Source organism: Mesorhizobium sp. M5C.F.Cr.IN.023.01.1.1, from assembly GCF_003997585.1.
Lineage (GTDB): Bacteria > Pseudomonadota > Alphaproteobacteria > Rhizobiales > Rhizobiaceae > Mesorhizobium > Mesorhizobium wenxiniae.
In genome coordinates, this window is sequence record NZ_RZSU01000005.1 from 1 (window position 1) to 12,719 (window position 12,719).

Annotated in this window: 8 protein-coding genes and 1 pseudogene; 5 read left to right on the top strand and 4 right to left on the bottom strand. The window is 60.6% G+C overall.

Annotated features, from left to right (window positions below; translation table 11 throughout):
• Positions 1–120: 120 nt before the first annotated feature.
• A pseudogene (locus EOA78_RS03390) lies at positions 121–1,533 on the top strand (S8 family peptidase); the annotation flags it as partial.
• Between the two features lie 214 nt (positions 1,534–1,747).
• On the opposite strand, the gene EOA78_RS03395 reads toward EOA78_RS03390, so the two are convergent.
• Genes EOA78_RS03395 through EOA78_RS03410 form a run of 4 tightly spaced genes read right to left on the bottom strand, consistent with a single transcriptional unit; the run spans position 1,748 to position 4,702 of the window.
• Complete coding sequence (locus EOA78_RS03395) at positions 1,748–3,307, bottom strand: E2 ligase fold family C protein (protein WP_091595803.1); 1,560 nt, start codon at positions 3,305–3,307, stop codon at positions 1,748–1,750.
• A gap of 3 nt (positions 3,308–3,310) precedes the next feature.
• The gene (locus tag EOA78_RS03400; RefSeq protein ID WP_091595801.1) at positions 3,311–3,799 is read right to left on the bottom strand and encodes a Mov34/MPN/PAD-1 family protein; all 489 of its coding nucleotides are present in this window, start codon (positions 3,797–3,799) and stop codon (positions 3,311–3,313) included.
• On the bottom strand, positions 3,796–4,413 hold the full coding sequence (locus EOA78_RS03405; RefSeq protein ID WP_091595799.1) for a putative metal-binding protein: 618 nt from the start codon (positions 4,411–4,413) through the stop codon (positions 3,796–3,798). The genes EOA78_RS03400 and EOA78_RS03405 overlap by 4 nt, the downstream gene beginning before the upstream one ends.
• Positions 4,406–4,702: a DUF2604 domain-containing protein gene (locus EOA78_RS03410; protein WP_024505654.1), complete on the bottom strand. Its 297-nt coding sequence runs from the start codon at positions 4,700–4,702 to the stop codon at positions 4,406–4,408. Before EOA78_RS03410 ends, EOA78_RS03405 begins: the two co-directional genes overlap by 8 nt.
• A gap of 922 nt (positions 4,703–5,624) precedes the next feature.
• Here EOA78_RS03410 and EOA78_RS03415 point away from each other — a divergent pair.
• From EOA78_RS03415 to trbB, 4 genes are all read left to right on the top strand, one after another.
• Positions 5,625–8,963: a Ulp1 family isopeptidase gene (locus EOA78_RS03415; RefSeq protein WP_245477329.1), complete on the top strand. Its 3,339-nt coding sequence runs from the start codon at positions 5,625–5,627 to the stop codon at positions 8,961–8,963.
• A gap of 218 nt (positions 8,964–9,181) precedes the next feature.
• Positions 9,182–11,212, top strand: coding sequence for a conjugal transfer protein TraG (locus tag EOA78_RS03420; protein ID WP_091595898.1), 2,031 nt, complete (start codon positions 9,182–9,184; stop codon positions 11,210–11,212).
• Between the two features lie 116 nt (positions 11,213–11,328).
• Positions 11,329–11,742: a CopG family transcriptional regulator gene (locus EOA78_RS03425; protein WP_029354930.1), complete on the top strand. Its 414-nt coding sequence runs from the start codon at positions 11,329–11,331 to the stop codon at positions 11,740–11,742.
• Entirely contained in the window at positions 11,739–12,707 is a 969-nt protein-coding gene (gene trbB / locus EOA78_RS03430; protein WP_091595797.1) for a P-type conjugative transfer ATPase TrbB, read from the top strand. Before EOA78_RS03425 ends, trbB begins: the two co-directional genes overlap by 4 nt.
• The last annotated feature ends 12 nt before the right edge of the window (positions 12,708–12,719 follow it).

The window sequence follows — 12,719 nt, forward strand, 5'->3', positions numbered from 1 at the left end:
ACCTGAATCAATGAACAGGGACGGTCGAAGCGGCCGCTCATGATCGCGTGAAATACCTGCTCACGATCAAATGAAATGAGCGCTCACCATCGCGTGAAATGGCTGCTCACAATCAGCGAAATGCGCATCCTTCCGCCAGAAGACGAGGCAAACGATCCAGAACTCTATGGCGCGATCACCGCGGAAGCGATCGCCCGCGCCGAGGTGCAGGCGCCGGAGCGCCGCCGCGCGATCGCAATGGCTGTGACAAGCGCCAGTCCGGCGCGTGGAAGGCCCACATCGTGGTCTGCCGCTATCGACCAACTCTGTTTCGAAGAGGAACAGCGACGCTTGATCGTTCTCTCTGCCGGCAACATCGGCGATGACCTCATGCCGGCCGAGCATTTGACGCGCAACGATCTGGAAGCAGTCGATGATCCTTCTCAGGCCTGGAATGCGCTGACGGTCGGCGCTTTCACAGAAAAGGTCGATATCATTGACACCGACTTTGCGGGCTACGCTCCGATCGCGCCGGTCGGCGAGCTCTCGCCGCGCAGTCGCACTTCGGTCGTTTGGGACAGGCAGTGGCCGGTGAAGCCCGAGGTCGTCTTCGAAGGCGGCAATCTCGCCCATGACGGTGTGTTGCCTGGCGAGCCGATCGACGATCTGCAGATATTGACCACTTTCTATCGACCCGAACTGCGCCACTTCACCACCCTCGGAGATACGAGCGCGGCAACGGCCCATGCCGCACGGATGGCGGGACTAATTCTATCAGCGCGCCCCGAGCTGTGGCCTGAAACGGTTCGCGCCCTGATCGTCCACTCGGCCGAATGGACTCCGGCGATGCGCGCACGCATCGATGCGTGCAACGGAGCGAAGGGCGAGATCCAGGCGCTCGTGCGGCGCTATGGTTATGGCGTGCCAGATCTTGGGCGCGCGCTTCTGTCAACGGTGAACGACCTCACGCTTATCGTTGAAGATGAGCTTCAGCCTTTCCAGCGCGAGGGCGGCGCGGCTGCCAAAACGCGTGACATGAAGCTGCATCGCCTGCCTTGGCCGAAGGAGCAGCTCGCGGCGCTCGGCGCTGCCCAGGTCGAGCTCCGCGTCACGCTGTCCTATTTCATCGAACCCAACCCCGGTGAACGCGGATGGACCCGCCGGCATCGTTACGCGTCCCATGGTCTTCGGTTCAGAGTAAAGTCAGCGACCGAGACAGTCGACGAATTCCGAGCCCGCATCAATCAGGCCGCTCGGGACGAGGAGGAAGGGGCGCCTGCTGGAGGCGGAGAAGAGTGGCTGCTCGGCACCTTCCGCGATCGCGGCTCGTTGCACGCCGATTTCTGGTCGGGCAGCGCCGCCGATCTCGCCGAGCGTGACGCGATCGGCGTGTTCCCGGTCGGGGGCTGGTGGAAGGAGAAGCCTTACCTGGAACGCGTCGACGCTCTGGCTCGGTACGCCCTGATTGTGACGATTCGGGCGCCTGGGGTCGATGTTGACATCTTCACACCCGTCGAAGCAGCCCTGACTGTCGAGACGTCGGTCGAGACCTGATGCAGCACTGTCCAAACCGGCCAACAACGGAGGTTTGACCAGCCTCTGGTGCCATGGCGGCTGGTGCTGGATCATCACGTCGGCAAGGAGGTGTCAGGGATCATGCGCGGAGGACGATAGGCGGGCAAAGGAGCGGGCCAAGCGTGTCATAATGGCGCCCATGGTCACGCCCACAAGCCGCGCCCCCTGCGTCCACGGAGAGGTGCGCGTCTGCTTAGGCGGCCGAGACATCGCTTACCTGATCAACGGGCTCGCCGTATTTGCGCCTGTAAGCGGCAATGAAATCGTCGTCGCTACAGATGCAGCGGCCGCTGGAGTCCTTGGCCTTCGGATCGTGCAAGTGAGAGCCAAGGGGGCGCAGAAGATTCACCCGAGTGCTCGTCGTCGGGCTCATGGGAAACCCCGCACTATGTTTGACCAAATCCGCGGCAAGCATAATCCCGGCAAGCACCGACTGAAAGGCCATCGGAACGACAGTTCGAACGCGGCGACTTCCTTCGCTAAGCTGGAACACCAGACCGCCGCAGATAGCCTGCTGATAAAAGGAGCGCAGGGGCTGGCCGACAAACGGGGCTAGCGGTTCAAACGGCACAGCCATCGCTGTAGCCACGCGAACTACAAAGTCGTTGGGAACTCCGGCATTGGTCTGCAGGAGCGTTTTCACCTGCTCGTGTGCTTCCGGTATTCCGAGTTCCTCGGCAATCAGCTGGTGCTCGTCCTTGGATTTTCCGGATGGCAGGTACATGCAACAAAGGCAAGCCTGGCCGTCATCGAAACCATGCCGGGAGATACCGAGATCGTGCTCCTGCGTCCAAGCGTTTGCGATCCATCGCGGCAGTGCACCTTGGACAGCCAGACGGTCGGCGGCGGTGTCAAGCGCCACACCCACTTGGTCGAAGACCCAATTGCCCCGGCGCGCAACATATTCTGCCCACGTCAGAGGGTGCGCCTCGACCTCAAGGGCAGTCGATCTAAGGGCGGTGGCTGCAAGAACCGCCTTGGACATACCAATCTCCGCCTGGCCGGCCAATGCGTAGCGCTGCAGGTTTGAGAGTTCGATCGCTTCGTGATCGATTACATGCAGACGACCCTTGAGATCGGGTTGTCTCGCTAGCGCCCAAAGCGAGCCATGGCCTATCGCACCGAGCCCAACGAGGTGGGTTTCGCCAAGGTCGACTGGAAAGTCGATCGGGCCAGCCTCCCCGGCTTTGGTCTTGTCGTAGCTGCATAGCGAGAGGTCGATGGTTTCGTCCAACTCGGCGCCGGTCAACTGGGCGGCGAAGATAGTTCGAAAGACGTTGGCGGCGCCGAAGCAACTGGCGGCGCCAGCTCCATAAGGCAGCAGACTTGGGCCAGAGCCCACCGGGTCCGTACGCGACAGCTTTGCCGCCCAACCGTCCGATCCCACGAAAAAGATCGGGCACCGGAGTGATGGGCGCGTTACCCCTGCAACGACGCAGACGGTGGCAGACTTGCCGGAACGCCGGATGCCGACTTTTGGATTGATCGACTTTGCCAAGCGCTCCAGCGCTTGGGCTTGAGAGCTCGCCGCGCTGTCCAGCGGGAGTATCGCCAGAACCGGGTAGAGCCTAGCGAGCAATCTCACCGCAAGATCTAATGTCGCCTGGCCTTCGGCGCAGGAAGCGGCCTGATGGTCGAAGGCGACTGCCACGACCTGCTTTTCAAGAGCTGCTTTGAAGTCTCCCAGATGAAAATCGGCCAGGACCTGAGATGCCGCCGTGGCGGCGCGATCGATGAAGTTAGCGAATGCCATTGTTCAACTCGATATCATGATCATTCGCGACAGTGCCGCGGGAGGGAGCGCATTCCATTTGGCCTTTTCGTCAAGCCGATAGGCGGCGACCCGAGCAAAATCGAAAGGCTCGCGGGCGAAATTCGGCACCACCAGCGACAGACACCCAACCGTGGTAGCAACCGCATAAGCGTCGTCCGTCGTCGAATGGTAGGCGCGGCCCGGATGGCTGTGAATCTGGGCCAAGAGTTTCAGGCCGCTTTTGTAGAGCCAGACATTGAGCCGGTGCAGTTCTTCGGCCGCAACGATCACGCAAACGCCATCGTTTGTTCGAATGTGACGCTGCGCCGGGATAACCGTCTCTGTTACGGCAAAGTGCCGGTCTTCCTGAACGCCGACCCAAAGTGCCATCCCCTCATTGCCCTCGCGACCAACTGAGCGCAGATGCCCATGCGTGGTCGAGATGCAGCCGCGCGGGAGAGTCACGATCGTTACATCTCTCAAACCAGTCATTCTTGTATCGCCTGAGGGGATACCACCATTCCTACGATTGTCGGTTGGAGTTGAATCTGCAACTGCTCTATAGGAACGATTCCGTACTTGATGATCTTGTCCAGGATGAAGGCCAAACAGCCTTCGCCAGAACCCCGATGAAGTAGCCATGGATCACCTGAATGGGCTGGATTGTCGTGGTATTCCCGGACGCCCGCCATGCACAGGAATGGTTCGTCCTCGGGACTGTTGGCCTGGATGAAGTCCGTCAGCGGCACGGCGTTCTGCTGGATGAGAGCTCCTATCATCTCCGGCGGCGTTCCGGGCAGCGGCGGACGTCTAAGCATTTTCAGGTATAGATCTTTCCGGGCAATCGGATCACGCGTAAACGGATCGACGAAGACCACGGACGGTGGTCTTAAGTCGTAGTCGGTGAAGTCGACCTCGCTCGCTGCGCTGACCACCCGTGGCTTTAACTTGGGGCTGGCGAAAATGAAGAAAGCGCGCGGAAAAGTCGCCTCGATCAAGAAGCAGCCCTGAGCCCGATAGACATCAGCATATGGCCGGAACCGGCCGATCTCCCGATCAAACTTCGCTCGGGAGACCTCCGGATCCACACTTTGGGGTTTAGGCACCTGCGACGCCCGCCTTCAGGCTGAGGAACAGGGTCACAGTATTCGGGAAACCGAAATCGCCAAGCTTCTTGTCGACGTCGAGCAAGTTGCCGGCCTCATCCTTGAATTCCCAATTCTCGGCTGGTTGGGCGACATTCTGCGTGTTCTCAAGGGCTTTGGTACGAATGACGTGAAGCGGCTGGTTGGGATTGGCTTCGACCTGCGTGGGCTGGCCGTTCACCACCACCGTGATCTCGATCTTGCCCGGTCCGCCGCCGTGATTATCGCCCTTACCCGAATCCTTCGACATTGTCCTACTCCTGTGGCTTGCCAACCGCCCCACGCCCTGGCACCCACCTGCGAGTGAGACCGGCGGTCTTCAATCGTTCACCCGGCGCCACGGCCGCGAGTACGCGAAAGACAGGGGATAAGCTACCGAATCGGTGCTTGCCTTCTTTTATGGGTGACTTGAGCCGCAAGTAAATGGTCTCAAATTGCTCCTCACAACTATAATCGATTAGAGCAATGCGAAAATATTGGCGACACGCCTATTCATCTGCTCTCTCACTCGCCTGCTCCGTGCTCGGCAAGGGGAGCTTTGATCTGCGTCACGCGTCCCCAAGCAGCTGATTGCGCCGGCAGCGCCATAGGAACCGTCGTTCAGAGTCTTCACCACTCAAGCACCCGCATGGATGCATGCCGACGCTCGTCTCCACAAAACAGCGCAAGTGGTGCCTTGTTGGATAAGGTCGCCTCGTACCTGGTGCAGCATCTCTCGGAACGCATGCCGCTGCGAGACCAGGCCTCATCATCGCGTCACATAGGAGCTGAAGCTTTCCGGATCGGGTATCCAATCGGCATCCAGTTGCTCGGCGATATGGTTGAATTCTGCCCTCAGGACAAGAGTGAGTAGAGCAGCCCCGCTACGAAAATCCCATCCTGGTTCGTTTGACGCATCGACTATTCAGATTGATTGGCGTGATACCCGGCGCGGCCGCAACACGCGAGGCCGTCAACCGCTGAGCAGAAAACCAGCCTTCGCCTTCCGCGGCGGCGGACCTCGTCAGCCTCTCGAAAGCTTGCCTGAGTAGGTTGCTCATGTGATCTGTGGAAGTGAGGATAGCGTGCACCCGTACAAACTAGACATTCATCGTGGCAGCTTGGCTGCAGGTGCAGCACGCCGTACCGCACGAGCAAGCGGACAGGCCGGCCAAGCCGGTTTTGAGCAGCACTTGGGCGAACTGCAGGCGGCGGACGAGTTGATGGGTGCGCCAGGCGAGGAGGTCCTCGTCAATGGCTCGCATGGTAAAGGTGAGTTGAGACCAACGAAGAGGCAGAGGATCCAAAGCAATCTGCAGCATGCTGTCACTGAGCGGCAACCAGGTGAGGTTGGCAACTCAGGCGCTCGCGTGATGATGCAACTCCCCACCCATCAGGTGGGTACATCGGAACGGGAGGCGCAACTTGTGATGCAGGGGGACGAGCACGAATACACCCCAGCACCGCATCTCGACGGGTCGATGCCCTCGACAGTGCAGCCGGATCGTCCAATTGTGGTCCCCGACGGTGCCGACAAGCGTCCTGTTTATTCCAACGATGCCACCGCCATCGAAGGGCTGAAGTCAGCACTCCTTGCGGGTAAAGCCAGGCCGGACACGGTCACTCGCAGCACAAATTCTCTTTTCGGCTTTAGTCGTTGGCTCTTTCAAAACAACAAGCCAGGGCTTGCTGCTCGGCTTTACCATCCGTCGCTGAGCCAGGATCTCGAGGAGTACGAGAGTAGGGGTGGTTCCTCCACCGTGGCTGGCGCACTGCGTCAATTGATGAAGTCGATGGGCGGAGCCGGCCCGATTGTGGGTCGCGCTGTCCTGAACCCCCATCCTGACGACGCCGCGCTCACCAGACATTTCAGATCCGCGAGCGGCTACGCAACTGCTCTTAACCATTTCAGTCATTACCTACGTCAAAATGACAAGCTCGGAATTGCGGGTCGCATTTACGATAAATCGCTGGATAAAGATGTTGAGAGCTACAAGGCCGCCTCCTCTAATGGTGGAGCTCCGATCGAATCTGCGCTGGTTTATCTCCGCAAGAACCCGCCGCGCGTTATACTCGGGAATCATCTGGAAAACGCGGTCAGCATGGAGGCTCGTCCCCGTGGCGACGCTGCTCAGCATACCGCACCACAGCAGGGATTCGATTGGCCAGAGGAGCTCCTGCCGGTAGGTTATAAGGAGGGCACCGATCTACCATTGTCTCTCGCCCCAACCGCACACCAACACCAAGCGCCCGACTTTGGAGAGGCCGTCCCTCACTTGAACTGGCGCCACGGCGACCAGGGCGCCCCGGAGGAGCTGGTAGCTGCACGGGACAGGAGCAGCCCGCTGCCAAGCGAGGCGGTGCCACATAAATCTGGACGGGGACTCGCTACGCAGCCCAGATTGTGGGCGGAGAAATCCGCCTCGCCAGAGCTCTTTCGACGGCGGGCGGAGCAGGCTCTGCCGGCGTCCGCCAGAGGTGTGGAGACATCCTCCGCGGTTGATGAAGCCGCGCAGGCCGCTCGCCAAGCTTTGGCTTGGTTGCAGCAGGAGATGGAGGGGATCGAACCGATGCAGGATCCTCATAAGGTGGCTACACCGGAATGTGAGGCGCAGCTCGTCAGGCAGAGGGATGAGCACGAATCCACCCCAGCACCGCATCCCGGAGGTGGTGGGTCGATGCCCTCGACAGTGCAGCCGGATCGTCCAATTGTAGTCCCCGACGGTGCCGACAAGCGTCCTGTCTATTCCAACGATGCGACCGCTATCGAAGGGCTGAGGGCAGCATTCCACGCGGGTAAGGCCAAAGCGAACACGGTCACTTACAATGTAAATTCTCTTTTCGGCTTTAGTCGGTGGCTCCTTCAAAACAACAAGCCAGGGTTTGCTGCTCGGCTTTACCATTCGTCGCTGGATCAGGATCTCAAGGAGTACGAGAGTACGGGTGGTTCCTCCACCGTGGCTGGCGCACTGCGTTACCTCAAGAAGTCGACAGGCGGAGCCCAGATTATGGCTCGCCCTGTCGTGATCCCCTATCCTGACGATGCCGAGCTCATTAGAAATTACAGAGCCGCTTCGACCAAGGAGTACCTGGCAGCGCCTGCGACCGGACGGAATCCAGATACCGTGGGCGGCTATACAAATTTTCTTAGACATTTTAGTCAGTACCTGCGTCAAAATAACAAGCTTGGGATTGCGGCTCGGATTCACGACAAATCGCTGGATAAAGATGTTGAGAGCTTCAAGGCTGTCTCCTATGGTAATAGGCTAAGTATCAGTTCTGCATTGGCTCACCTCCGGGATATCCTGCCGCGCATTGTGCTCGGGCGCGAAACTGTCCTTTCTGCTCATCCGGCAGACGCAGTCACCAGGCGCGTTGGGGCCGCTGCTGAAGCTGGGCCAGCGGCACCGGCAAGAGCTCCCCAACCCGCCTCGCCAGCAACCGCTAGGCTGCCAGGCACCTACCGCGGCCTTCCACTGGTTGATGTGACCACACTGACTACCAGTTCCTCTGGGGCTCAGATCGGGGCGCTCGATCCGACAGCCCCGTCCAACGTTGCAACGGGGCGGGTGCTCGGCGCCGCCGAATGGCTGAGCGACGCCCATATCCAGAGAGATTACAATTTGCTGGAGGGGCAACTGCAGGGGATCAATCCGGCGCTCGCTGCCCGGACTCGGCTGGTGGATCCTTCCGTATCCCATCTACTGCGACACACGTCGCCGCAAGACGCTCGAGGCATATTGCAGTCCATCTATAATCAAAACAACGCCACAGCCGACTTCCTGTTCTTGCCAGTGAATAATGGCACGGCTACTAGCCCCGGCACCCATTGGTCGCTGCTGCTCGTTGATCGCCGCGACCCGGAAAGGCGGTTCGCCTATCACTACGACTCCCTCCAGCGAGAGGGATATAACGACGTGCCTGCAAAACAGCTCGCAGGACTGCTGAATGCCACCTTGGCGCCAGCCCCCATGGCCAGACAGACGAACCATTATGATTGCGGCGTATTTGTCCTGGAGGGCACGTGGGCGCTGGTTGAACGATTGGTGAAAGGGCAGCGGCCAGACCACGAGCCGCTGCCCCTCGACAACCTCGTTGCCGATCGGCAGGCGCTGCAAGACCGGCTAAGGAGGCGCTTGCCGCACGAGGAAGAGCCGCGGCAGCTGCTGGAGGATGAACCCGCCTCCCCACCGATGATGGCATTCGAGCCAGGGGAACTGCGGCAACTGTTGGAGGACGAGCCTGCCTCCCCACCAATGATGGCGTTCCAGCCAGGGGAACTGCGGCAGCTGTTGGAGGATGAACCCGCTTCCCCACCGATGATGGCGTTCGAGCCAGGGGAACTGCGGCAACTGTTGGAGGATGAACCCGCTTCCCCACCGATGATGGCGTTCGAGCCAGGGGAACTGCGGCAACTGTTGGAAGACGAGCCTGCCTCCACTTGGGCACAAATCAATTCGACCCCACATGCGCGAGCGGACGGTGTTCATCAGCCAGCCCAGGCGCCGTGGCTCCCTGAACGCAGAAGATAACTTTGCGGAGGAGCGGTCACGCAACTGTCGGCGGCGCCGGGCCTCAGGGTGAATGGAAAGGATGGAGTGGCGGATGGTGTCGCGTGAAGGCGCAACACGCGTGCTGACCGACCTGATACGTAGGAAGTCGTTCATTGCTCCCAAATCGTATGTGAGGAACATTCCTGTCCCGGCTGCGCCGCGCGATGCTAGGTCGCGTTGTTCAGCGGGCCAAGCCGATGACACCTACGAAGCTACTGATCGGGCAGATCGCCGTTGTGTGCGCAATTGTCATTATCGGCGTATGGACGGCAACCCAATGGTGCGCTCAAATGCTGACCTACCAGACGCCTCTCGGCGCACCATGGTTTCTCTTCGCCGGCTGGCCAATCTACAAGCCGTGGAAGCTGTTTGAATGGTGGTTCCACTTCGATGCTTATGCGCCGGAGGTCTTCGACAAAGCCGGTACGCTTGCAGGCGCCAGCGGATTCCTGGGCTGTGCCGCCGCAATCGCTGGCTCGCTTTTGCGCGCGCGACAGCGCGGGTCGGTTACGACCTATGGGTCTTCACGGTGGGCCACGACTCATGAGGTCGAGACGGCAGGGTTGTTACGGCCGGCGGGCGTTTTCCTCGGTAGGCTGAACGATCGCTATCTGCGCCATGACGGCCCGGAGCACGTCATGGCATTTGCGCCGACGCGTTCGGGCAAGGGCGTGGGGCTGGTTGTTCCAACGCTACTTTCCTGGACCGGGTCTGCCATCATTCATGATATAAAAGGCGAAAATTGGCAGTTGACCTCCGGCTGGCGGTCGAAATTCTCGTACTGCCTTCTGTTCAATCCGACCGACCCGAGATCGGCACGCTACAACCCGCTGCTGGAGGTACGCAAAGGCCCAGATGAGATCCGAGACGTTCAAAACATCGCCGACATCCTCGTCGATCCCGAGGGCGCGCTGGAGCGACGGAACCACTGGGAGAAGACCAGCCATTCACTCCTAGTTGGCGCCATTTTGCACGTGCTCTACGCTGAAGAGGAAAAGACGCTGGCCCGCGTCGCCACCTTCCTGTCGGACCCGCAACGCTCGTTTGCCGCAACGCTACAGCGGATGATGACGACAAACCATCTCGGGACGGGGCATAACCCTCAGGTCCATCCCGTAGTGGCCTCGGCGGCTCGCGAACTCCTGAACAAGTCGGAGAACGAGCGCTCAGGCGTCCTCTCGACCGCCATGTCCTTTCTCGGGCTTTATCGTGATCCAACGGTCGCGACGGCCACTTCGTCCTGCGACTGGCGCATCGCTGACCTAGTGGATGGAGAGCGACCGCTGTCGCTCTATCTGGTCGTGCCGCCTTCGGATATCTCGCGCACCAAGCCTTTGGTGCGACTGATCTTGAACCAGATCGGCAGGCGGTTGACGGAGCGCCTGGAGGGGGACCCGAAGAAGAGCCGTAAGCATCAACTGCTCATGATGCTGGACGAGTTTCCGGCGCTCGGTCGCCTCGACTTCTTCGAGACGGCGCTCGCCTTCATGGCAGGTTATGGCATTCGCTCCTATCTGATCGCACAATCTTTGAACCAGGTTTCAAAGGCCTATGGCGAGAACAATGCTATTCTCGACAATTGCCACGTGCGAATTGCCTTTTCCTCCAATGACGAACGCACGGCCAAGCGCATCTCGGATGCCCTCGGCACCGCAACCGAACTTAGGTCGATGCGCAACTATGCGGGCCATCGGCTTGCGCCCTGGCTTTCGCATGTCATGGTGAGCCGCCAGGAAACCGCGCGCCCGCTCCTGACGCCAGGCGAGGTGATGCAATTGCCGCCGTCAGACGAATTGGTCCTGGTTTCTGGGTTGCCGCCGATCCGCGCCAAGAAGCTGCGCTATTATCAGGATCAGAATTTCACAGACCGGGTGCTGCCTGCGCCGGTGCTGCGCGACGGTCCCTATGCGGACTGCCCTGCATCACGCCCGGACGGCTGGACTGGACAAGTGTGCAGCGTCGATAGCCGACTTGCTGCGGACGACGAAAGCGCCGACGCGCCAGTTGAAGACGAGGGAGGCGTTCAGCAGCAACGCCATCCAAGCCTGCCCGTAGAAGACGTTGTTGTCTCTCAAGAGCCCGATCAGGCCGATCTGTTGAAGCCCGCAGACGATGACAGCGAAGCGCTCGCGGACAAGCGTGTCATGGATCGGATTTCCACTGCGGCCCGCGCCTACGGTATCAACGAGGGCAGGGGCGACGACAAGGATGTCATTCCCGGCTTCTGAAGTCCGCTGAGTTGCAGAGCGCATCTCAGCGTAGATAACGGCCATAAGCAATTTTGAGCGTCTGGCCGATCCTTCTCCCGTCGCCGGCGCAACGCCGGGCCGTCGGAACGAGCCGCATGAAGCCCCACCGCATTCGCCATCAGTTTCTGCTTGAGCCGGAGCTCAGCGAGAAACTGGACAACCTCAGTCGCGATCCGTCAACGACCAAATCAGCGATCGTGGCGAAGGCGGTCGAGGCGTTCATCGAGCGGCGTGGCGAGAACGAGTTCGATCGGCGCTACGGCGTAAGGCTTGACCGGCTCTCCCGCGACCTTGCCCACGTCAGGCGCGATGCCGAGGTGATCCTGGAGAGTCTGGCGCTCTTCATCCGCTTTTCGATCACGCTTCATGCCCACACGCCTGTGCCGGACAGGGCGACCCAGGCGATTGCCCAGGAGCGTTTTGACAAATTCGTTGAGCAGGTCGGCCGCCAGATCGCTTCCGGCAAAAGGTCGCTTAGCAAAGACAATGGTGGGGGAGGGGAAGGATGAGCTCTCATCCCGAGGCCGACCACCGGCGGCGTGTCATGCTGCGCACCGCCCTGGGTCCGGCAATCACCGAAGCCCTTGCCGATCCGTCCGTCATCGAGGTGATGGTCAATCCCGACGGTGCGCTGCGGCTCGACCGGCTGGGCGAGGGCCGAGTCAATACGGGCGTGCATCTGCACCCGTCCGAGGCGGAACGCATCATCCGCCTGGTCGCCTCCCATGTGCGGGTCGAGGCGCACGCGGACAATCCGATTGTCAGTGCCGAACTGCCGTCGGGCGAGCGCTTCGAGGGTCTGCTGCCGCCGGTCGTGCTCGCGCCATGCTTTGCCATCCGTAAACCAGCGGCAAAGCTCTACACGCTGGCCGACTATGTCGCGGACCGGATCATGCTGCCGCTGCAGGTCGATGTGCTCAAGAGGGCAGTCCGCGAGCGGCGCAACATCCTGGTCGCCGGCGGCACGTCTTCGGGCAAGACAACCCTTGCCAATGCGCTGCTGGCGGAGGTCGCAGAATGCGACGAGCGGGTGATCCTCATCGAGGACACGCGCGAACTGCAGTGCGCGGCCAGGGACTGCGTTGCCCTGAGAACGAGGCGGGGCTCGGTCACCCTTGCCGATCTCGTGCGCTCAACGCTGCGGCTCAGGCCCGACCGCATCATCGTCGGCGAAGTAAGAGGTGCGGAAGCACTCGACATGCTGAAGGCATGGAACACCGGGCACCCCGGCGGCATCGCCACGGTTCACGCCAATTCGGCGCGCTCCGCACTCTACCGTATCGAGCAGCTCGCACAGGAAGCAGTCGTCACCGTTCCCCGCCGCCTCATCGCCGATGCCGTCGACCTGCTCGTCTTCATCGCCGGCCGCGGCTCGTCGCGCCACATCGACGCAATCGCCGAGGTCACCGGTCTCGACGGCAGCGGCGATTACGCCGTTGCCCCGCTCACGCTTTCGCAACTCCAGCAGCTTTGAAAGGCCTTCCTC